21 protein-coding genes, 1 tRNA gene and 1 pseudogene are annotated in these 21,889 nt (G+C 61.3%); 11 read left to right on the forward strand and 12 right to left on the reverse strand.

The features are described 5' to 3' along the window. The first annotated feature begins 74 nt into the window (after window positions 1-74). The gene (gene ubiG, locus ASE04_RS00300) at window positions 75-821 is read left to right on the forward strand and encodes a bifunctional 2-polyprenyl-6-hydroxyphenol methylase/3-demethylubiquinol 3-O-methyltransferase UbiG (protein WP_056810145.1); all 747 of its coding nucleotides are present in this window, start codon (window positions 75-77) and stop codon (window positions 819-821) included. A gap of 10 nt (window positions 822-831) precedes the next feature. Here ubiG and ASE04_RS00305 read toward each other — a convergent pair whose 3' ends face one another. The 4 genes from ASE04_RS00305 to ASE04_RS00320 are packed head-to-tail and all read right to left on the reverse strand — an operon-like array spanning window position 832 to window position 3,151. Beyond that, window positions 832-1,260, reverse strand: coding sequence for a DUF1178 family protein (locus tag ASE04_RS00305; RefSeq protein WP_056810148.1), 429 nt, complete (start codon window positions 1,258-1,260; stop codon window positions 832-834). Then, on the reverse strand, window positions 1,257-2,111 hold the full coding sequence (locus tag ASE04_RS00310) for a carbon-nitrogen hydrolase family protein (RefSeq protein WP_056810151.1): 855 nt from the start codon (window positions 2,109-2,111) through the stop codon (window positions 1,257-1,259). Before ASE04_RS00310 ends, ASE04_RS00305 begins: the two co-directional genes overlap by 4 nt. A gap of 9 nt (window positions 2,112-2,120) precedes the next feature. Continuing rightward, complete coding sequence (gene grxC / locus ASE04_RS00315) at window positions 2,121-2,378, reverse strand: glutaredoxin 3 (RefSeq protein ID WP_056810155.1); 258 nt, start codon at window positions 2,376-2,378, stop codon at window positions 2,121-2,123. 32 nt (window positions 2,379-2,410) lie between these two features. Continuing rightward, entirely contained in the window at window positions 2,411-3,151 is a 741-nt protein-coding gene (locus ASE04_RS00320) for a ComF family protein (RefSeq protein ID WP_443216834.1), read from the reverse strand. 105 nt (window positions 3,152-3,256) lie between these two features. On the opposite strand from ASE04_RS00320, the gene ASE04_RS00325 reads away from it, so the two are divergent. Continuing rightward, entirely contained in the window at window positions 3,257-4,141 is an 885-nt protein-coding gene (locus tag ASE04_RS00325; RefSeq protein WP_056810159.1) for a class I SAM-dependent methyltransferase, read from the forward strand. 9 nt (window positions 4,142-4,150) lie between these two features. Here the strand turns inward: ASE04_RS00325 and ASE04_RS00330 are convergent, their stop codons facing one another. The 6 genes from ASE04_RS00330 to ASE04_RS00355 form a co-directional block, all read right to left on the reverse strand. Then, the gene (locus ASE04_RS00330; protein ID WP_056810161.1) at window positions 4,151-4,321 is read right to left on the reverse strand and encodes a Flp family type IVb pilin; all 171 of its coding nucleotides are present in this window, start codon (window positions 4,319-4,321) and stop codon (window positions 4,151-4,153) included. Window positions 4,322-4,369: 48 nt separating this feature from the next. Then, a complete protein-coding gene (locus ASE04_RS00335) occupies window positions 4,370-4,687 on the reverse strand; it encodes a hypothetical protein (RefSeq protein WP_056810164.1) in 318 nt (105 codons plus the stop codon). A 123-nt stretch (window positions 4,688-4,810) separates the two neighbouring features. Continuing rightward, a complete protein-coding gene (gene mutT, locus ASE04_RS00340; protein ID WP_056810168.1) occupies window positions 4,811-5,224 on the reverse strand; it encodes an 8-oxo-dGTP diphosphatase MutT in 414 nt (137 codons plus the stop codon). Further along, on the reverse strand, window positions 5,221-6,042 hold the full coding sequence (locus ASE04_RS00345; protein ID WP_056810171.1) for a GNAT family N-acetyltransferase: 822 nt from the start codon (window positions 6,040-6,042) through the stop codon (window positions 5,221-5,223). The genes mutT and ASE04_RS00345 overlap by 4 nt, the downstream gene beginning before the upstream one ends. Further along, window positions 6,011-7,252, reverse strand: a complete 1,242-nt coding sequence (gene argJ / locus ASE04_RS00350; RefSeq protein ID WP_056810173.1) for a bifunctional glutamate N-acetyltransferase/amino-acid acetyltransferase ArgJ — start codon at window positions 7,250-7,252, stop codon at window positions 6,011-6,013. The genes ASE04_RS00345 and argJ overlap by 32 nt, the downstream gene beginning before the upstream one ends. 120 nt (window positions 7,253-7,372) lie before the next feature. Beyond that, window positions 7,373-8,260 carry a peptidylprolyl isomerase gene (locus ASE04_RS00355; protein WP_056810178.1) on the reverse strand — a complete coding sequence of 296 codons (888 nt, stop codon included), beginning with the start codon at window positions 8,258-8,260 and terminating at the stop codon, window positions 7,373-7,375. Window positions 8,261-8,506: 246 nt separating this feature from the next. Here ASE04_RS00355 and secA point away from each other — a divergent pair, with 246 nt between their 5' ends. The 5 genes and pseudogenes from secA (at window position 8,507) to ASE04_RS00380 (ending at window position 15,959) form a co-directional block, all read left to right on the forward strand. Then, entirely contained in the window at window positions 8,507-11,218 is a 2,712-nt protein-coding gene (secA, locus tag ASE04_RS00360) for a preprotein translocase subunit SecA (RefSeq protein ID WP_056810181.1), read from the forward strand. Window positions 11,219-11,411: 193 nt separating this feature from the next. Next, window positions 11,412-12,037 (forward strand): annotated as a pseudogene (locus tag ASE04_RS00365) (C39 family peptidase). A gap of 25 nt (window positions 12,038-12,062) precedes the next feature. Continuing rightward, complete coding sequence (locus ASE04_RS00370; RefSeq protein ID WP_056810184.1) at window positions 12,063-13,154, forward strand: D-alanine--D-alanine ligase family protein; 1,092 nt, start codon at window positions 12,063-12,065, stop codon at window positions 13,152-13,154. A 110-nt stretch (window positions 13,155-13,264) separates the two neighbouring features. Next, the gene (locus ASE04_RS00375; protein ID WP_056811255.1) at window positions 13,265-14,677 is read left to right on the forward strand and encodes a lipopolysaccharide biosynthesis protein; all 1,413 of its coding nucleotides are present in this window, start codon (window positions 13,265-13,267) and stop codon (window positions 14,675-14,677) included. Between the two features lie 4 nt (window positions 14,678-14,681). Then, the gene (locus ASE04_RS00380) at window positions 14,682-15,959 is read left to right on the forward strand and encodes a GNAT family N-acetyltransferase (protein WP_056810186.1); all 1,278 of its coding nucleotides are present in this window, start codon (window positions 14,682-14,684) and stop codon (window positions 15,957-15,959) included. On the opposite strand, the gene ASE04_RS00385 is transcribed toward ASE04_RS00380, so the two are convergent. Beyond that, entirely contained in the window at window positions 15,934-17,589 is a 1,656-nt protein-coding gene (locus tag ASE04_RS00385) for an AMP-binding protein (protein ID WP_056811258.1), read from the reverse strand. The two genes, ASE04_RS00380 and ASE04_RS00385, sit on opposite strands and share 26 nt — an antisense overlap. A 182-nt stretch (window positions 17,590-17,771) precedes the next feature. Here ASE04_RS00385 and ASE04_RS00390 point away from each other — a divergent pair, with 182 nt between their 5' ends. Together ASE04_RS00390 and ASE04_RS00395 are read left to right on the forward strand one after the other, a co-directional pair. Then, entirely contained in the window at window positions 17,772-18,752 is a 981-nt protein-coding gene (locus ASE04_RS00390; protein WP_056810188.1) for an aldo/keto reductase, read from the forward strand. 85 nt (window positions 18,753-18,837) lie between these two features. After that, entirely contained in the window at window positions 18,838-19,632 is a 795-nt protein-coding gene (locus ASE04_RS00395; RefSeq protein ID WP_056810191.1) for a class I SAM-dependent methyltransferase, read from the forward strand. Here ASE04_RS00395 and ASE04_RS00400 read toward each other — a convergent pair. Next, on the reverse strand, window positions 19,629-20,213 hold the full coding sequence (locus ASE04_RS00400; RefSeq protein ID WP_056810194.1) for a TetR/AcrR family transcriptional regulator: 585 nt from the start codon (window positions 20,211-20,213) through the stop codon (window positions 19,629-19,631). The genes ASE04_RS00395 and ASE04_RS00400 overlap by 4 nt on opposite strands. A gap of 124 nt (window positions 20,214-20,337) precedes the next feature. Here ASE04_RS00400 and ASE04_RS00405 point away from each other — a divergent pair, with 124 nt between their 5' ends. Then, complete coding sequence (locus ASE04_RS00405; protein ID WP_056810198.1) at window positions 20,338-21,636, forward strand: MFS transporter; 1,299 nt, start codon at window positions 20,338-20,340, stop codon at window positions 21,634-21,636. 123 nt (window positions 21,637-21,759) lie between these two features. Next, window positions 21,760-21,844: transfer RNA gene (locus tag ASE04_RS00410), tRNA-Leu, on the forward strand. Window positions 21,845-21,889: the final 45 nt, after the last annotated feature.

Genomic DNA, 21,889 nt, shown 5'->3' on the forward strand with positions numbered 1-21,889 from the left:
GGTCACGGCAGGGCCTCTTGACTTCGGCAGCCGTTCGTCCGACTTCAGTCACGACACAGCAAGGAGCATGGACGATGACCGAGGCGGCGAAGACCACAATCGACCAGAGCGAAGTGGACCGCTTCTCGGCCATGGCGGCGGAATGGTGGAGCCCGACCGGCAAGTTCAAGCCGCTTCACAAGTTCAACCCGGTGCGGCTGGCCTACATCAGGGACAAGGCGGCGGAGAATTTCGGCCGCGACATGCGCAGCCCGCGCCCGCTGGAAGGGCTGCGGGTGCTTGATATCGGCTGTGGCGGCGGTCTCCTGTCCGAGCCGGTCGCCCGCATGGGCGCATCGGTCGTTGGCGCCGATCCGTCCGAGAAGAACATCGGCATCGCTTCCACCCACGCCAAGGCATCCGGTGTTCCCGTCGACTACCGCGCCGTTACGGCGGAACAGCTTGCCGAAGCCGGCGAGACATTCGATATCGTCCTGAACATGGAGGTCGTCGAGCACGTCGCGGACGTCGATCTGTTCATGACCACCTGCGCCGGGATGGTACGCCCTGGCGGACTGATGTTCGTTGCCACGATCAACAGGACCATGAAGGCTGCGGCGTTGGCGATCTTCGCCGCGGAAAACATCCTGCGCTGGCTGCCGCGCGGCACGCACCAGTATGAAAAGCTCGTTCGTCCGGAAGAACTTGAAAAGCCGATGACGGAAAGCGGTCTTACGGTCATCGAGCGAACCGGCGTGTTCTTCAACCCGCTGTCCAATCAATGGAACCTGTCGAAGGATATGGACGTCAACTACATGATGCTGGCCCGGCGCGAAGCCTGAGAATCAGCGGTCAGTTCACGTCGTCGGGAAGAACAGGCAAGGCTGCGATCTCGATACCCTCATCTACCAAAGCCTGGGCCTCGTCGAGGGTTGTCTGGCCGATGATGGCGCGCGCATCGGTTTCGCCATAGTGGATCTTTCGCGCTTCCTCGGGAAAGCCGGTGCCGACATCCTCGGAATTGGCCTTGATGTTGCTGACGGCTTCTTTCAGCTTCTGGAATGCCTCGCGCTTCAAGGCGTCCATGGCGAGCGTCTTGATTTCATCTCTCTTGCGCGCAGTCGAGACGGATGGCGCCATCAGCAGCTTGGAAATGGAACCTGAGCCGCACACGGGGCACGTCAGAAAGCCGGACTCGATCTGTCGATCGAAGTCGGCACTTTCGGAAAACCAGCCTTCGAACTCATCGGCGTTTTCACAGTGAAGCGAATAACGGATCAAGCTGCAACGTCTCCGGCTGCACCCACAACCTTCTCGATAGAAAACTCTCGAGCGTTCCGAAGGTTCGGAATTTTGTCGCGGGCGGCCTTCACCGCTGTTGTATCGATCTCGGCGATGATGACGGCTTCTCCCGCCGGTCCCGCCGACGCGAGGATCTTGCCCCACGGATCAATGATCATCGAATGCCCGAAGGTCTCACGACCGTCCTCATGAACACCTGCCTGTGCGGCGGCGATCACGAACATGCCGTTCTCGATGGCGCGGGCACGCAGCAGGATCTCCCAATGGGCCTCACCGGTCTGCTTCGTGAATGCTGCCGGAACTGTCATCACTTCGGCGCCGGCGACAGCCTGCGCACGGAAGAGTGCCGGGAAACGGACATCGTAGCAGATGGCAAAGCCCATCTGGCCTAACGGCAACGACAGGACCCGCGCCTCCGATCCAGCCTGATAGGCAGCACTTTCGCGCCAGCTCTCGCCATTGTCGAGATCGACGTCGAACATGTGAATCTTGTCGTAGCGATTGAGGATGCGTCCATCAGGCCCGAAGAGATATCCCCGGTTGGCGAGCTTTCCATCGCCAAGCAGGATGGCCGTCGAGCCGACATGCATGAAAATGCCGAGCTCTTTTGCCAGGGACGCAGCTGTTGCAACGATGATATCGTTGGTCTCATCCCGCTGCAGCAGCTTCGCGGCCGCACGATCCCGCTGTAACATTCCAGTCATTTCGGGGGTCTGCACGTAGGTCGCACCCCGACCGGCGGCTTCCCGCACGAGCCGCGCCATCGCCGCGGCGTTCCTCTCGGGATCGACGCCGGAACACATCTGAATAGCAGCAGCCGTAAAGGTCATCGTATCGCCTCAGGCCGCGAGCAGCGGATCGAGCTCGCCGGCGCGATCGAGCGCGAAGAGATCGTCACACCCGCCGACATGGGTGTCTCCGATGAAAATCTGCGGAAAGGTCGTACGACCGTTCGACTTGCCGATCATCTCCTGCCGCAAATCCGGGGAGAAGGTTGCATCATGCTCGACGAACGCAACGCCCTTTTCCGTGAGCAGGGACTTCGCCCGGGAACAGAAGCCACAGGCCTGACGTGTATAAATCGTGACGGGTACCATCGGGACTCCAGAAAGTTCCAGTAATCTGGGTGTCATATAGTTTCTGCAAGGGCCCTTGCAAAGGTCAAAACCGTGATGTCGGCGGCCCCCTCCTTGCGCAACACCTTGGCTGCCGCCGCGACCGTCGCCCCCGTCGTGTAGACGTCGTCGACGAGAACCAGCCTTTTTCCGAACACATCGCCCTCGCGCCCTCGCGTCAGGGCGAAGGCGCCGCGCACGTTATCCTCGCGTGCCTTCGCGCCGAGACCGACCTGCTGCCTGGTCCGGCGGGTACGAAGCAGCGTGCCGGGCAGAAGCGGGCGATCCGATTGTGCCGCAAGATGACGGGCGAGTTCGGCCGCCTGGTTGAACTTGCGCGAAAGCACGCGGGTTCTGTGCAAGGGCACCGGCAGGATCGCGTCGCATTGCGCGATCGCCTCTCCGCCGGCCCTTCGCATCCAGCCTGCCATCATCGGCGCAAGATCAGTACGATCCCGGTATTTCAAGGCATGCACGAGGCGGCGCACCGCATCATCGTGGAAAGCAGCCGAGCGAAGCCTGTCAAAGGGAGGCGGATTGGCAATCGCCGCAGCGCTGACGATGCCAGGACCGAGATCGTGCGAGAACGGAATACCGAGGATCTCGCAGTAAGGGCGCTCGATGAAACGAATGGCGGACCAGCACTTCGGACAAACGCCTCGATGGCCGCCGGTCTCGACGCCGCAGACGGCGCAGCTTGGCGGATAGACGAGATCCGCAACGAAGGCGAGCGGACCGAGCAATATCTGACGCAACCGCACGAAGCCCCCCTTCTGCCACATCGGCACGACCATAGCCGCTTTCGCGTTCCACGAAAATCGCCTTGCCGTAGATCGCCCACAGGACTAAGGACGTCGGCCATGGAGATAATTTTCGACCCTGCTCGGATCGCAGCCAATCGACATCGCGCCCTGCGCAACGATGACCCGAAAGCGACCTTCCTGCTTGATATCGCGGCCGAGGAACTTGGTGAACGCCTTGCCGTTGTCGAGCGCACGTTCGAGCACGCGGTGGAACTGCACGGCGCAACCGGCGCCGCCGCGCGTGCCGCAAAGGCGACCGGCAAGATCGGCAGTCTGACCCGCATCGAGGTCGAGCCAGCACATCTCGACCCATCCGACATATTCGTGGAAGCACCGATCGAAATCGTTCCACTCGAGCCGCAGTCTGCCAATCTGATCCTGGCGCCGCTCAGCCTGCATCTGACGAACGACACGCCCGGCGTTTTCGTCCAGATCCGCCGCGCCCTGCGCCCGGACGGCCTTTTCCTGGCAGCCATCCCCGGCACCGGAACGCTGCAGGAACTGCGTGAAGTGCTGCTGGCGACGGAGATCGAGATGACGGGCGGCGCAAGCCCGCGAGTCATCCCCTTTGCTGACGTCCGCGACGTCGGCGGACTCATGCAGCGCGCCGGCTTTGCCCTGCCGGTGATCGACGCTGAAACCTATACGGTCCGATACGATTCCATCTTCCCGTTGATGCGCGACCTCAGGGCGATGGGCATGACCAATCCGCTCGCCGCACGCAGCCGCAAGCCGCTGACGCGGGCGTTTTTCATGAAAGCCGCGGAAATCTACGCCGAACGCTACGCCGATCCGGACGGGCGCATCCGGGCAACGTTCTCGATCATTTACGTATCGGGATGGGCACCACACGAGAGCCAGCAGAAACCGCTACGTCCGGGATCCGCGAAAGTGCGACTTGCCGACGCTCTCAAGGTGCAGGAACACAAGCTGAAGCAGTAAGCTGCTGTCTCAGTTCGGCGCGACGATGTGGTTGCTGACGCCGAGAAGGACGTTGGAGAGGTTGCCACCAATCGCTTCGACGCCGGCAATGATACTGACCGAAATCAATGCTGCGAGCAGCCCGTATTCAATTGCTGTCGTGCCATCGATGTCTGCGAGAAATGCTTTCAAAATTCGCATGGTTCACCCTGCGGCCACGCCGCTAACATGAGCTTATGAATGCCGGCCTCAGCAGCCCGCGCCGCTTCCATACCCCTGAACGACACAGACCGAACCGGGTGTCTCCTGAAGTACGCTGCGACGGATCGTATAACGCTTGCCATTCTCGGTTTTCGGGATCGAGCCCGTGGTGATCGAATCGAATTCCGAAGGTGCGCTTGCGAACACACTCGACTTCGATTTATCAGCCAGCATCGGCGTCAGGATCAGCGTCAGCGCGACAACTGCAGTGCCGAACAGCAAGGCAATATTCAGCACTCCGGTCTTGCGCGAGGCAGCCGAAGCCTGTTCCTTTTCTCGAACCGCTTTCCAGAAATCGTCGTCCATGCGTCAAGCCTTCTACACACACGCCAGTTGCTTGATTGAGGCCGATCTTTGGCAGAAGGTGTTAAACGATCTATTAATATCCACACCCAAATTGGAACGGAGGAGATTAATATTCAGAAATGTCTAAAGTAGATCCTGAAGAACCGGGATCAGCGGCTCGTCGGCAGGCGGCATCGGGTAATCGCGCAGTGCCTGCGGCTTCACCCACTTCAATGCCTGTCCCTCCTTGCCATGCGGCACGCCTTCGTAGCGCCGGCAGATGTAGAGCGGCATCAGGAGATGGAATTTCTCGTAGGTATGGCTGGCAAAGCTCAGCGGCGCGAGGCAGGCGATCTTCGTCGTGATGCCGAGCTCTTCATGCAGTTCGCGAACCAGCGTCTCTTCCGGTGTTTCACCGGCTTCGACCTTGCCTCCGGGAAATTCCCAAAGACCAGCGAGCGACTTTCCTTCCGGGCGCTGCGCCAAAAGGATGCGACCATCGGCATCGATCAATGCGCAGGCCACCACGAGCAGGATGTTGCGCGCTTGACCGCTCATCGCGCCATGTCCTTCCGCCAATAGGAATAGCGGTATGCTTCCTGGAAGCCGAGACGCTCGTAGAGTGCAATCGCCGGATTATTCGTCGCCTTGACCTGCAGCCACGCGCTGCGGGCACTGCGCATGCGCGCCCAGCGCAGCGCCGAAGTCAGGATTTCGAGCCCCAGACCTTCACGACGGCGTTCGCTCGCCACCGAAAGCGACATGATTCCGGCAAGGTCGTTATCCTGAACGCAAAGCACGGTCGCGAGCGGCCCGGTCTCTGCATCCTCGATCATGAAGAGCCCTGATGGCGGCTTGATCGCATTGATGATCTCGGCCAGCGCTGGCTTCAGCTTGGCGGAAACGCCATCGGTCGCGAGATTGGCATCGACGAACCGGCCGATATCATGCGTAGGCAGGTGGTCCAGTGTATCCGGCAGCTCCGCATGGGCGAGATCGCAGGTCATCACCACCGTCTCGTCGAACGGCTTCCACTCCAGCGATTGGACGAGGTCGATCAAAACAGGGGACGCAAGCGGGGTCTGGCGCAGCACGGCCGGTCGGCCATAGGCTTCGAACTTGCGGCCGGCCTTCGCAAGCCGGATCTCGACGTCGCGGTGATCCGACGGATCGAGCGGTACGATCGAGTTCAGCCTGTTCGACGGATGTCCCGCCGTAAGGCGCACCTGCCAGCTGCCGTCATAGTGCACCGACGATGCGGGCCACGCCCGGAAGCCAACGGCCTCCAGCCTTCGTACAAGCGGCAGATTTGCCTTCTTGGGTAGTGTCTGGGTCAATGAAAAATCAGCTCCGGTAGTCACCGTTGATAGCGACATACTCTTTCGTGAGGTCGCACGTCCAGACCGTCGCCGTACCATTTCCGAGGCCGATCTCGACCTTCACGGGAATGTCCTGCTGCTTCATGACGTTGCTGGCCGCCTCTTCGGAATAGCCGGCATCGCGCTCGCCGTTGACGGCAACGCGCACATCGCCGAACCAGATGGCCAGCCGATCGCGATCCGCCATTTCGCCGGACTTGCCGACGGCCATGACGATGCGGCCCCAGTTGGCATCCTCGCCGGCAGCCGCGGTCTTGACCAAAGGCGAATTGGCGATCGAAAGAGCGATCTTCTTCGCGGCGGCGTCGCTTTCGGCGCCGGTCACCGTGATTTCGAGCATCTTGGTCGCGCCCTCGCCGTCACGGACCACCTGCAAAGCCAGGTCCTTGAGCAGATCGTTGAGCGCGGCGCGGAACGAGGCAAGGCGCGCATCGTCGCCGCTCTCGATACGCACCTGACCATCCTCGGCGGCAGCGCCGGTCGCAAACAGCATCAGCGTGTCGGATGTCGAGGTATCGCTATCGACGGTCATAGAGTTGAATGTCGGATCAACGCCGGCGGAGAGAAGCGACTGCAGCGCTGCCGGAGCGATATCCGCGTCGGTCGCGACAAAGGAAAGCATTGTTGCCATGTCGGGCGCGATCATGCCGGCGCCCTTGGCGATCCCGTTGATCGTCACCGTCACACCGCCGATTTCGGCGTTGCGGGTCGCGACCTTCGGATACGTGTCGGTCGTCATGATCGCCTTGGCGGCTTCGAACCAGAAATCGCCGGTCGCGTCCTTGTGCATCTGGTCGAGAACGCCGGAGAATTTCGTGGCATCAAGCGGCTCGCCAATCACGCCGGTGGAAGCAAGATAAATCTCGTTTTCGCCGCAACCGACTGCCGCTGCAGCCGACTTCGCCGTCAGTGCGGTCGCCTCCCGGCCTTTCAGGCCGGTGAAGGCATTGGCGTTGCCGGAGTTGACGACAACGGCGCGCGCCGAACCGTGCGGCAAATTCGCCCTGCAGAAATCGACAGGCGCCGAGGGGCACTTGGAGCGGGTGAAAACGCCGGCGACAGCCGCTGGCTTGTCGAACACCATCATCAGCACGTCGGTGCGGTTCTTGTACTTGATCCCGGCGGAAGCCGTCGCCATCCGCAGGCCGCGCAAAGCCGGCATGGAGGCATAGGATTTCGGAGCGAGCGGAGAAACAGAACCGGACATGGTGATCGACCTGATGACTGAAGGAGATTTCCGGGGCGAAGTATAAGCCGGCTCGCGCTGCGGAAATACGACAATAGACGATAGTGAAGGGCCCGGTAGAACCGGGCCCAGAGTTCGAGATTACTGCTGCGGCTGCGCGGCCGGCGCGTCGCCCGGCTGCGGCTGCTTGTTGGCATTCTCGTAGCCAGTGCGCAGCGCTTCGTCCGTGATGTCGATCTTGGACTTTTCCTTCGCCGCGGCGAGAAGCGCCAGATACTTGTCGCGCATCACGAGCTGGCGAACCTGGTCCTTGACCTGGTCGTAAGCAGGAGGAGCGGCGTCGCGCTTATCCTCGACGAGGATGACGTGGTAGCCGAAATCGGTCTTCACGGGAGTCTTCGAATATGTGCCCTTCTCAAGCGCGAAGGCAGCATCTTCGAATTCCTTGACCATGCGGCCCTTGGTGAAATAGCCGAGATCGCCGCCGTCGGCCTTGTTCGGGTCGGTGGACTTTTCCTTCGCGAGATCGGCGAAGTTCTTGCCGGCGTCGAGCTGCTTGATGACGTCCTTGGCTTCATCCTCGGTCTTCACCAGGATGTGGCGGGCGTGAACTTCTTCCTGCTTCGGAAGTGCTGCGACTTCCTTGTCGTAGCGTGCCTTCACTTCCGCATCGGTAACCGTGTCGACGACGTGCTTCTTGAAGTAGGCGTTGTGCAGCTCGCGATCGGCGAGGTATTGCATGCGCTTCTTGAACTCAGGCGTCTGGTCGAGCTTCTCGACGGCAGCGTCCTTGGCAAGCAGCTTCACGTCGATGGCGGCCGAAAGGGCTGCGACCTTCTTCTGGTCTTCCGGGAGCTGTGCAAGCTGCGGATCGAGGTTGGCAACTGCCAGATCCAGATCGGACTGGTGGATTTCCACATCGCCGACCTTGGCAACGACGGCATCCGGCTTGTCTTCAGCACGGACAGGCGCCTGGAACGCAACAAAAGTCGCGAACGCCAGCACGGCAATCTTGTTGTAGTTCAACATCAAATAACCCTTCACAGTTAAACCACCGGCTTCAACTTCATGAATCCAGCCTGAAACAGCCATCAACACTGGATTGTGGCCTTTCTATATCGCCCAAATCCGTTGACATCATTCGACCCCCCTCTTATCTGTCACGCAACCTCGCGTCCAGAACAGTTTCCTGGCGTTTCGAGACGTGTGCCTGAAATTCGGCTGGGCAACGGACTAAGAAAAGCCGGGGAAGAATATTCAGAAAGGACCAGTTATATGGTCAGCTTTGGCGGCATAGCCCGCAAAATATTTGGCTCTGCCAATGATCGCCGCGTGCGGTCGTTCCAGCCGAACGTCGTAGACATCAATGCCATCGAAGAGAAAACGAAGGCATTGAGCGATGAACAGCTGGCAGCTCAGACGGTCGAATTCCGCAAGCTGCTCGCGGAAGGCAAGACGCTTGATGACATCCTCGTGCCGGCCTTCGCGGTCGTTCGCGAGGCGTCGCGCCGTGTTTTGGGCATGCGACCTTTTGACGTACAGCTGATCGGCGGCATGATCCTGCACTCGAACGCGATCGCGGAGATGAAGACCGGCGAGGGTAAGACCCTCGTCGCCACTCTGCCCGTCTATCTGAACGCACTGTCGGGCAAGGGCGTGCATGTCGTCACCGTGAACGACTACCTCGCTCGCCGCGACGCTGCCACGATGGGCAAGCTCTACAGCTTCCTTGGCCTGACCACCGGTGTCATCGTGCATGGTTTGTCGGACGAAGAGCGCGCCGCCGCTTATGCCTGCGACATCACCTACGCCACCAACAACGAACTCGGCTTCGATTATCTTCGCGATAACATGAAGTACGAGAAGAACCAGATGGTCCAGCGCGGCCACAACTTCGCGATCGTCGACGAAGTCGACTCGATCCTCGTCGACGAAGCGCGCACGCCGCTGATCATCTCCGGCCCGCTCGACGACCGCTCGGACCTCTACAACACCATCGACGCCTACATTCCGCTTCTGGTGGAAAGCGACTACGAGATCGATGAAAAGCAGCGTTCGGCCAACTTCTCGGAAGAAGGCACGGAAAAGCTCGAAAACCTGCTGCGCCAGGCCGGCCTGCTCAAGGGGCAGTCGCTTTACGACATCGAGAACGTCGCGATCGTCCATCACGTCAACAACGCGCTGAAGGCCCACAAGCTGTTCCAGCGCGACAAGGACTACATCGTCCGCAACGACGAGATCGTCATCATCGACGAATTCACCGGCCGCATGATGCCGGGCCGCCGCTACTCGGAAGGCCAGCACCAGGCGCTAGAAGCCAAGGAAAAGGTGCAGATCCAGCCTGAGAACCAGACGCTGGCGCAGATCACCTTCCAGAATTACTTCCGCATGTACGACAAGCTCGGCGGCATGACCGGTACCGCGCAGACGGAAGCCGAGGAATTCGGCAACATCTACGGCCTCGACGTCATCGAAGTGCCGACCAACCTGCCGATCCTGCGTATCGACGAAGACGACGAGGTCTACCGGACCTTCGACGAAAAGTTCAAGGCGATCATCGCCGAGATCGCGGAAGCGCAAAAGCGCGGCCAGCCGGTTCTCGTCGGCACCACCTCGATCGAAAAGTCCGAACTGCTCGCCGAAATGATGCGCAAGCAGGGCTTCACCAATTTCCAGGTTCTGAACGCCCGCTATCACGAGCAGGAAGCCTACATCGTCGCCCAGGCCGGCGTCCCCAGTGCCGTCACCATCGCCACCAACATGGCTGGCCGCGGTACCGACATCCAGCTCGGCGGCAACCTCGAGATGCGTGTCGAGCGCGAGCTTGGCGAAGTCGAGGAAGGTCCTGAGCGCGATGCGCGGATTGCCGCGATTGTGGAGGAAATCAAGGTCCTCAAGCAGCAGGCGATCACCGCAGGCGGCCTCTACGTCATAGCGACGGAACGGCACGAAAGCCGTCGTATCGACAACCAGCTGCGCGGCCGTTCAGGCCGTCAGGGCGACCCGGGCCGTTCGAAGTTCTACCTGTCGCTTCAGGACGACCTGATGCGCATCTTCGGCTCGGACCGCATGGATTCGATGCTCACCAAGCTCGGTCTGAAGGAAGGCGAGGCGATCGTCCATCCCTGGATCAACAAGGCTCTGGAACGCGCGCAGAAGAAGGTCGAAGCCCGCAACTTCGACATCCGCAAGAACCTTCTGAAATACGACGACGTTCTGAACGATCAGCGTAAGGTGATCTTCGAACAACGCCTCGAGCTGATGGAATCGGCCAATATCGCCGAGACGGTCTCCGACATGCGCCGCGAGGTCATCGAGGATCTGGTCGAGAAGCATATTCCTGAGCGCGCCTATGCCGAACAGTGGGACGCAGCCGGCCTCAAGGAACGGACGAACGCTCTCCTCAATCTCGATCTTCCGGTCGAGGACTGGGTCAAGGAAGAAGGCATCGGCGAAGACAATATTCGCGAGCGTCTTACCGAGGCCTCGAATGCGGCCTTCACGGAAAAGGCCGAGCGCTTCGGCGACGACATCATGCGCTACGTCGAGCGCTCGGTCGTCATGCAGACGCTCGACCACCTGTGGCGCGAGCATATCGTCAACCTCGACCACCTGCGCTCCGTCATCGGCTTCCGCGGCTATGCCCAGCGCGATCCGTTGCAGGAGTACAAGTCGGAGGCATTCGAGCTCTTCACATCGCTGCTGAACAACCTGCGCGAAGCAGTGACGGCGCAGCTGATGCGCGTCGAGCTGGTGCAACAGGCTCCGCCCGAGCCGGAACCCCCGATCATGCACGCGCATCACATCGATCCGGACACCGGTGAAGACGATTTTGCGCTCTATCAGGCAAGCGAAGTTGTCGTCGCCCCGGAGAGCCGCAACCCGACAGATCCCGCGACCTGGGGCCGCGTCGGCCGCAACGAGGCTTGCCCGTGCGGCTCCGGTAAGAAGTACAAGCACTGCCATGGTGCATTCGAGCAGGTCTGAGGCCTGATCGAGCATTAAGATCGAAGCCCTCGCGACCGGGATGTCGCGAGGGCTTTTTCATACGCGCATACCGCCAAGGGTCAAAACCCGCCCACAACTTGCACATCCATAGTCCGCTCGAAATTCAGCCGCAAAACAGTCGCTTTGTTCACCGAGCTTGCTCCGATATCAGGTTTGATTTCAGGGACACTCGATGAACGGCACCGCTTGCAAGGCCCCTTATTTCAGCCAGTGGGAAACGGCGTCGATGACGCTCGCCGTGCTGGAGCGCGGTGCGCCGGCCCTGCTTGATGATCCGCTCTGGCAGCAATCCGGCGCCGATACCGTCGAGGAATATGCGCGCTGGGCGGTCAATATCTGCGGCATGGCCTGCCTGAAGATGATCCTCGCCGCCACGGGTCAAGACCACCGCACGATCGATCTCGCGCGTGGATGCACAGCTTTCGGCGGCTATGTCGTCAACGAAGAAGACCAGTCCATCAAAGGGCTCATCTATGCGCCGTTCGTCACCTATGTCGGCGAGACCTTCGGTCTCGATGCGGAGACGGTCACCAGCCTGCAGACAGCCGATCTGGCGGATATTCTGAAGAATAGTGCTTTCTTTATTGCCTCCGTCAACAGCCAGATCCGCTGGCCGGATCGTCAGCCGCCCTCGAAAGGCGGCCATCCGTGCTGGTGACGGCGGCAACAGCTGACACCATCCGCTTCCACAACCCATCCGGCCACGACGAAGCAAGCCAAGCCGATGTCGAGCTGCCGATCGAGATCTTCGACCGCTTCTTCGCCAATCGCGGCGTCGCCGTCAGGCTCGGCCAATAACAACGATCCAAGGGGACTATCCACTATGCCAACACAGACCGCCCGCCCGACATCGTCCCGCCCGCGCATCGCCATCCTCTTCGGCGGCCGTTCACCCGAACACGACGTCTCGATCCTCTCGGCGACCAACGTCGTCGCGGCCCTCGACGCCGAGCGCTACGACGTTTTGCCGATCTTCGTGACCCGGGAAGGACAATGGCGGCTTCTGCCCAAGGGCACCGCACTGTCGGCTGCCGCCAAGGTAGAGGAAGCCGTCGAGGTCAGTCTGCTGCCCGGCGGCCAAGGCCGCATGCTCGCCATCCCGCAGGGCGCACAGCCCTATGAAGTCCCCGCAATCGACGTTCTCTTTCCCGTGCTGCATGGGATGCATGGCGAGGATGGCTCGATACAGGGGCTGGCATCCGTTGCCCGCGTGCCGCTCGCCGGCTGCGGCCTGCTCGGATCGGTCACCGCGATCGACAAGGACATCGCCAAGCGCCTGCTGAGAGAGGCCGAGCTGCCCGTGGCGAAAGCCCTCTGCATCGAGGAAGACAGCGTGCCCTCCTTCGAAACAGCGGCGCAGAAACTGGGTCTGCCGCTCTTCATCAAGCCCGCCCGCCAGGGCTCTTCGGTCGGTGTCAGCAAGGTGACGACCCGCGAGGACTTCGCAGCCGCCCTCGCTGAGGGATTCAGGCACGATACCAAGCTGCTCGCCGAGGAATTCATCGCAGGCCGCGAGATCGAGTTCAGCGTGCTCGAACATGCAAACGGCGAAATCACCATCTCGCTGCCAGGCGAAATCGCGCCAGCAGAAAGCCACGGTTTCTACAGCTACGAGGCAAAATATATCGATGAGGCCGGTGCGGCACCGCGCATACCCGCGCAACTGCCAAAGGAGATCGAGGACGAACTTCGCAAGACCGCGCGCCAGGCCTTCAAGGCGCTCGGCTGCGACGGCATGGCCCGCGTCGATTTCTTCCTGATGCAGGACATGTCCTTCGTGGTCAACGAGCTCAACACCATCCCCGGCTTCACCAATATCAGCATGTACGCCAAGGCGATGGCGGCATCGGGCGTCAGCTATGCCGAGGTCCTTGACGTCTTGATAGAAAGGGCGTTGACGCGCGGTGGCGGCTGACGCCTTGAACTGGGGACAGGTTAAGCCAAGGGGTCCCGTCACAACCGTTTCTTAACCGTGTCATGCCACTACTCTAAGCACGATTTGCCTGAGAGTTTTGCGTGTTCGTGATGGCAGTCATAGAGACGGCAGAAAAGCTTTTGCCTGCGGGGCTTCGCCCTGCGGGTAGCCGTATTCTGCGCGCTTTGCTCGCCGTGCTGACCGAGCGCGATGAAAAGGCGACCGCCCAGCGCATGGCGCTGACCGCATTCTCCATCCGCATTGCCAGCGCTGCCCTCGCCTTCCTCTCTCAGATCGTCCTCGCTCGGCTGATGGGCGAATATGAATACGGCATCTTCGTTTTCGTCTGGGTGCTGATCGTTCTCTTCGGAGACCTGTCCTGCCTCGGCTTTCACACGGCGATCGTCCGCTTTCTGCCGCAATACAAGGCCGCCGGCGCTTACGCCGAAATTCGCGGGCTCACCGGCACGGCGCGCGTCTTCGGCCTGGTATCCGGCACCATCGTCCTGGCGATCGGCATGATCGCGCTGCACGTCTTTAGCGACAAGGTCCAGAGTTACTACATCATCCCGATCGTGCTTGGCCTGTTGGCGATGCCGATGATTGCGCTGGGCGACATCCTCGAAGGAACGTCGCGCGCCAATCACTGGCCGGTCATGGCCTTGAGCCCGGTCTATATCGTCAGGCCGATCCTCATCATCCTGTTCATGCTGGCGGCAATCGGGCTCGGTGCACCCAGCACGGCTGTCACTGCAATGCAGGCAGCACTCCTCGCCACCTATGTCACGGCGCTTGGCCAGTATGTCGCGACTCTTATTCGCCTGCGTCGCCACTACAAGGAAGGCCCGAGGAAGGTCGATTTTCTCGGATGGCTGGGCGTCGCCTTCCCGATCTTCCTGATCGAAGGCGTCAGCTTCCTCCTCACCAACTCGGATGTCGTCGTCGTCGGTATTTTCCTCGAACCTCACGACGTCGCGATCTATTTCGCCGCCGCCAAGACAATGGCCCTCGTCCACTTCATCAACTTCTCCGTCAAGGCCGCCTCTGGACCTCGCTTCTCGAGCCTGATCGCCGAAGGCAACCGTCCGCAGCTTGCCGCAGCCGCGATCGATGCCGCTAGATGGACGTTCTGGCCGGCCCTGGCAGTCGGGCTCGTCGTTCTGGCGGCCGGGCACCTCCTGCTTTCGCTGTTCGGCGGCGCCTTCACGGCCGGCTATGCGCTGATGGCGATCCTGCTCGCCGGTATCCTCGCCAAGGCGCTGGTCGGGCCTGCCGAAACGCTTCTCATGATGGCCGGCAAGCAGAAGATCTGCGTCCTGCTCTACGCCGGCGCCCTAACGGCAAACGTCGTGCTAAACATCGTCCTCATCCCGCAACTCGGCATCGAAGGCGCGGCGATCGCCACCGCGTCGGCAATGGGCGTCGAAGCCGTGTTGCTGCACCTTGCGGTTCGCCGCGCCCTTGGCATCGCCCTCTTCGCCTTCGCCAAACCGCCCGTCGCCCACAACGAGATGGAAGCCTGACAGAATGGTCCGCACTCCTTCCGCCACTCCGACGACCGATGCGACCAAGAACCGAATGGTCCATGAACTGGCCTCGCTGGCATTCGACACGCCGCAAGCCGAAGCCCGCATCGATGTCGGTCGGCCCGGTCGCGAACTCTGCCTTTATTCCGGCAAGCTCGGCTATGAAATGCAGGAAGAACTCGACTTCCTCTCGAACCGCGCGATGGAACCGAACGTCTTCTTCACCGGCCGCTTCCTGGCGCCGGCCATGCCGCGCCTCGACGATCGCCAGGTGAACTTTGCATTGCTTCGGGACCGAAGCGAAAGCCGTAGCCGGTTGCGCGTGCTGATGCCGTTCTCGGTTGAGAAACCCGGCTTCGCCGTCGGGCCGTCGATCATCCGTATCTGGGCCAACAATTTCGCGCCGTTGGGAACACCACTGGTCGATGGCGAGGACGCGGCCGAAACGCTCGACAATCTGCTCGAAGGACTGGCCGCCCGCGACCTGCGCCTGCCATCGATCCTCGTGCTGCCGGATGTGCGGCTGAACGGCATCTTCGCGCGGCTGGCAAAGGCGGTCGCGATCGGCCGCAACCTGCCGATAACCGTGACCAATCCCTACCTGCGTCCGATGCTGCAAAGCGACGAGGACGCGACTGTCTATCTGCGTCGATCGGTATCGTCGTCGCACCTGCGCGAAATGCGGCGTCAATGGCGCCTGCTCGAGGAGCAGGGCAACGTCGTCTACAGCGTCGCCCGCCAGCCGCGTGAGATCCACACCCGCTTCGAGGAGTTCCTGGCGCTGGAAGCCGGCGGCTGGAAGGGCAAGAAGCGCAGCGCGCTTGTGACCGACCGCTATCACACCGCCTTCGCCCGTGAGGCGATCTCCAACCTCGCCGAGGTGGATGCCGTTCGCGTCCACACGATCGACCTCAATGGAAAGGCGATTGCGTCCACCGTCGTGCTGATGATGGGCGGCGAAGCCTACACCTGGAAAACCGCCTATAACGAGAGCTATGCCCGTTATTCGCCGGGTAAGCTTCTGATGGCGGAGCTGACGGAATGGCATCTCGACGACGCCAACATCCAGCGCTCGGATTCCTGCGCCATTCCCGATCATCCGATCATGAGCCGCCTCTGGCAGGAGCGGGAAGAGATGGGAACCGTGGTGATCGGCTTGACGCAGAACAGCGACCGCGAGGTGCGACAGGTCTCGGCTCAGCTTCACATGTACAGCAGCACGCGCAGCGTCGCGAAGATGCTGCGTCAGAAAATCATGTCGCTTGCGGGTCGCGGATAGGTGCGGCCTTCGCCGCGCGCTCGCGAAGCAGGCGGCGGATCACCTTGCCCGTCGTCGTCAGCGGCAGTTCCGAGACGAACTCCACCTCGCGCGGATACTCGTGCATCGAGAGCCGCATCTTGACCCACTCGCTAATTTCCAATGCCAATGCCTCGCTCGGCTCGAAGCCGGGCGCCAGCACCACATAGGCCTTGACGATCTCGGTACGAACCGAATCCGGCTTACCAACGGCGGCGGCGAGTTGCACCGCAGGATGCCCGATCAGACAGTCCTCGATTTCAGCGGGGCCGATCCGGTAACCGGACGAGGTGATGACGTCATCGTCCCGGCCGAAGAAGGTCACGTAACCCTCGGCGTCCTGGCGCCCGATATCGCCTGTCAGCAGCCAGTCGCCGGCAAATTTGCGCTGCGTGGCCTTCGCGTCGTTCCAGTATCCGAGAAACATCACAGGATCCGGCCGCCAAATGGCGATTTGCCCCGCCTCGCCCACCGGCAGTTCCTCGCCTTTCTCGCTGACGATTGCAACGCGATGCCCGGGCACCGGCCGACCGATCGCACCCGGTCTGCTGACGCCGATCGAGGCGTTCGATGACAGGACGAAATTGCACTCCGTCTGGCCGTAGAACTCATTGACGGTAATTCCAAGCGTGCGCTTTACCCAGTCATGCGTTTCGGCGCCGAGCGATTCTCCAGCAGCACCGATGGTCCGCAAGACGAGATCGTACTTCTTCAGCGGATCGGACACCGATCGCAGCAACCGGAGCGCCGTTGGCGGAATGAAGCCGTTGCGCACCCTCATCTCGGCCATGATACGATAGGCCGTATCCGCGTCGAACTTCTGCGCAGGCGACGAGACGACGGGAACGCCGAGAAGCAGGCTGGGCAGCAGCGCGTTCAGCAGCCCGCCGGCCCAGGCCCAGTCGGAGGGCGTCCAGACCTTGTCGCCGGGCTGCGGAAACCCTTCATGGGCAAACTGCATTCCCGGTATATGGCCGGCTAGCACCTGATGGCCGTGCAGGGCGCCTTTTGGCGAGCCGGTCGTACCCGACGTGAAGATCATCAATGCGGGATCATGCGGCGCAGTCTTGGCAACCTCGAAAATCGGCGGATGGCCCGCAACGAGCGCGGCAAAGGATTGAGCCCCATCCCCCTCGCCATCGACGCAGATCACTTCGCGGAGATCGGGCAGGCGCGCGCGGATCTCACGGATTCGACCGAGCCCAAAGGCATTGGTGACAACGACAGAGGCGCCCGCCGTCGTCAGCCGGTACTCCAGCGCCTCGACGCCGAAGAGCAAGGCGAGAGGCAGCGCGATCGCGCCCATCTTGTAGATCGCAACATGCGCAGTGACAGTCTCAAACGATTGCGGCAGAAGCAGCGCGACGCGATCGCCCCTCTTTACGCCGAGCGAGACCAGCGCATTGGCGAAGGAGGACGAGCGCTCCGCCAGTTCGCGGTACGTCATCGAAAGGTGATTGCCGTCGGGGCTGAAGTGCTCGAGGCAGACGCGCTCCGGTGCACGCTCAGCCCACTCGTCGCTGACCGCACGACCGATGTTGAAATCGTCCGGGATGTCCCACGCAAAATCACGGTAAAGGTCTACGTAGCGATCGCGCTGCGGTAGTCTCATCGGCAGAAATCCAGTCAAATGCTGCAGCAGCTAACACCCGGACCTCCGGATACGCAAGCGCGAGACGAATGTAGGCGCCGGGAACAGTCACAAAACTTTTGTGTGAGCGACAGACACTTTCGTGTTTGCCGCGCTAGATCAAAGGGCGCGCTGGGTAGCGATCGGATGTTTGGAGCAATTTCATGGACTACGTCAAATTCGGCGGCACTGGCTTGGAAGTGTCGAAGATCTGCCTGGGATGCATGACCTTCGGCGATCCCGGCCGCGGCAATCACAGCTGGACGCTTGGCGAGGCGGAGAGCCGTACGCTGATCAAGCAGGCGCTCGATCTCGGCATCAACTTCCTCGATACCGCCAACACCTATTCCGAGGGATCGTCCGAGGAAATCGTCGGGCGCGCGATCAAGGATTTCTCGAGACGAGAAGAGATCGTGCTCGCGACCAAGGTCTTCTACGGTATGCGCAAGGGGCCGAACGGCGGAGGCCTCTCTCGCAAGGCGATCTTCGACGAGATCGACAACAGCTTGCGTCGCCTGGGCACCGATTATGTCGACCTTTACCAGATACATCGCTTCGACCCGACGACACCCATCGAGGAGACGCTGGAAGCGCTGCATGATGTCGTGAAGGCAGGCAAGGCCCGCTATATCGGCGCGTCTTCCATGTACGCCTGGCAGTTCGCCAAGATGGTCTACACGTCCCGCGCAAACGGCTGGACATCGTTCGTCAGTATGCAGGACCATCTCAACCTGCTCTATCGCGAGGAGGAGCGCGAAATGCTGCCCTTCTGCCAGGATCAGAAGATCGCCGTGATCCCGTGGAGCCCGCTCGCGCGCGGCCGTCTGACGCGTGACTGGGATGCAAAGACGACGCGCAGCGAAACCGACGAATTCGGCAAGACGCTCTACAAGCAGGCGGAAGATGCCGATCGCACCATTATCGGCCTTGTCGGCAAACTGGCTGAAAAGTACGGGGTCTCTCGCGCACAGATCGCGACGGCCTGGATTCTCCAGAAGAGCGAAGTGACGGCCCCGATCATCGGCGGATCGAAGGCAGGGCATCTGACCGACGCGGTGGCGGCGTTGGCTGTCAAGCTGACGCCGGAAGACGTGGAGGCCCTTGAAGAGCCCTACGTGCCGCACCGGGTCGAAGGCTTCAAGTAGGGCCACGGTTGGAAGGACAGCCGGCTCCCGGGCCTCGCGCCCGTGACCGGCACTTCAACGCGAGTACCTTTCCAAGGATCCCACGATGACAACCATCCCCTTCGAGGCACGCCGCTTCCAATCCACGGCTGCCTATTACACGCGCTATCGCGTCCCCTACCCCGATGACCTGATAGCGCGCGTTGCCGAACGCACGGGTCTAGCGTCAGGCGAACGCGTGCTTGACCTTGGCTGCGGACCGGGCCAACTCGGCATCGCCTTTGCGCAACTGGCCGGCGCCGACGTCACCCGACTCGATCCCGAGCCGGAAATGCTGGAGACTGCGGCCTTGGACGCTGCCGCCGCTGGTGTAAACGTGACGTTCGTCAAAGGCTCGTCATACGATCTCGGCCCACGCTTCGCACCGCTCAAGCTGACTGTCATGGGGCGCTCCTTCCACTGGATGGACCGCCCGGCAACGCTGAAAGCGCTCGATGAGATCACCATGCCCGACGGCTGTGTCGTCCTGTTCGGCGACCGGCATATCGCTTCAACGCCAGACTGGCGGCAGGCCGTCAACGCGCTCGCTGAAACCTATGCGCCGGAACGCAGCGCCGACCGCGAACGGCGGAAAGGGCCGGATTGGGTCGAGCACGAAAGTATCCTGCTTCAGTCACGCTTCAACGACCTCGAACGGGTTTCGGTCATCAGGGAACGCAAGCTCAGCCCCGACGATATTGTCGGCCGCGCCTTTTCAACCTCGGTGACCTCACCGCAGGCGCTTGGCGACAAGGCGACAGCCTTCGAGACCGCGCTACGGGAGACACTCGCCAGGCTTTCGTCCGAGGGCACGTTTGCGGAGATCGTGGAGATCGGCGGCCTGATCGCCCGCAGAGGCTAGGCGTCAGCCCTGTTCGCGAGGGAAAGCGCGTCCCGCGTGGTATAGAGAAAGCTGTCCGAGAGTTCGCGGCTCTCGACGGCTCGGGCGAGGATGACCGCCCCCATCATCGCCGAAAGCGTCGTGAATCCCTTCTCGCGGCGCTGCTCCGGCGTCGCGCCGGGAACGATACCGGAGAGAATATCGACAAGCATCGAAAGTCCGTCATTGAAGGTCTCGCGCACCGCGCCGCGACTGCGGCTCACTTCCTGGGCAAGCGAGGCGAAGACGCAGCTCCCGCCGGGATCGTCGACACTGCAACGCGAAAGATAGTGATTGAGCAGTGCATCCAGGGGTCGCCCCGGCGCCGAGGCGATAATCTCGTTCCAGCGGATCTTCACCTTTTCGATCAGCGCGCGGCTGACCTCAAGCGCCAGCTCTTCCTTTGATTCGAAATGCCCGTAGAACCCGCCATGCGTCATGCCGGCGGCCTTCATGATCTCGGCAACGCCGATACCGTCGAAGCCCTTCTCGCGAAAAAGCACCCCCGCAACCTGCAGGATCTTCTCACGATTCTCGGCAAATTTCTCTCGGCTGACCCGCATTCGCTTCTCCGTAATTCGCTGCTTGACAATTTATATGACGTCCATCATCAATATGCAATAATTATGATGACCATCATCTAAAAGCTTCCGATAGTCTCCGGCAACCTCAAGACGGAACGGCCACATGGTATCCACTGCACTTGCCTCAACGCTGGCGCGGCGCAACATCCACTACGGATGGGTCGTCGTCGCGGCAACCTTCATAACCATGCTGGTGACCGCCGGCGCCATGGGCGCGCCGGGTGTCCTCATCAAGCCGCTTCAGGATGAGTTCGGCTGGGAGACCTCGCAGATATCCTCAGCACTTGCCGTCCGCTTGATTCTCTTCGGCCTCATGGGCCCCTTCTCCGCCGCCTTCATGAATTATTTCGGCGTCCGCAAGGTCATCGTCTTCGCGATGTTTCTGATCGCCAGCGGCTTCGTCGGTTCCTTATTCATGACCGAGCTTTGGCAGCTGCTATTGCTCTGGGGCATCGTCGTCGGCTTCGGCACCGGACTGACCGCAATGGTCCTCGCTGCGACCGTTTCGGCCCGTTGGTTCACCAAGCACCGCGGCCTGGTGGTCGGCATGCTGTCGGCGAGTTCCGCCACAGGCCAGCTGGTCTTCCTGCCGTTCATGGCGCAGCTGACGGAAAGCTATGGATGGCGCGCCACGGTCTTTTTCGTCTGCGGCATGATCATGGTTGCAGCCCTTGTGGTCCTGGCCTTCATGCGCGACCGACCCTCCGACCTCAACCTGCCGGCTTTCGGTGACGAGCAGGTAACGCCGCACGTCCCGCCTCAGGGAGGCCTGCTGACGATGCTCGCAACCCCGATCACCGTTCTCAGGGAAATCTCCCGCACCTCGACGTTCTGGATCCTGTTCGCCACCTTCTTCATCTGCGGGCTGAGCACAAACGGCCTGATCCAGACGCATTTCGTCACCCTGTGCGGCGACTTCGGCATCGTCCCCGTCGCAGCCGCCAGCGTTCTTGCCGTCATGGGCATCTTCGATTTCTTCGGCACGATCGGCTCCGGCTGGCTCTCCGACCGTTTCGACAACCGCTGGCTGCTGTTCTGGTACTACGGCCTGCGCGGTCTCTCGCTGCTCTTCCTGCCCTTCAGCGATTTCAGCTTCTACGGCCTTTCGATCTTCGCCGTCTTCTATGGCCTCGACTGGATCGCCACCGTGCCACCGACGGTCAAAATCGCCGCCGACCGCTTCGGCCGCGAAAAGGCCGGCCTTGTGTTCGGCTGGGTCTTCGCCGGCCACCAGCTCGGAGCGGCAACCGCCGCCTACGGCGCCGGCTGGTCGCGGACCGAGCTGCAGAGCTACCTTCCGGCCTTCTTTACCGCCGGCGCCTTCTGCCTGCTGGCCTCGATCCTGGCGATCACGCTCAAGAAATCGGGCATCCATCGGCCGGCCACAGCCACCGCCCACTGATGCCCCGGCGCTTCCGGCCAGCAAGGGGCCGGAAAGCCGCAATAAATCAAGCCGAGAACTTCGCCCGCCGTCTTGCGCGCGCGGGCGAACGCATGCTAGACACCCGCCTCGTCGGTATCCGTTGCCCCATTGGCGGAATTGGTAGACGCGCTCGACTCAAAATCGAGTTTCGAAAGAAGTGCTGGTTCGACTCCGGCATGGGGCACCACCTACCGCAAATCATCTGTTTAATTTTACTCGCACTTCAGTCAAA

Origin of the sequence: Rhizobium sp. Root708 (genome assembly GCF_001429725.1) — a bacterium.
In the GTDB taxonomy this organism is placed as follows: domain Bacteria; phylum Pseudomonadota; class Alphaproteobacteria; order Rhizobiales; family Rhizobiaceae; genus Rhizobium.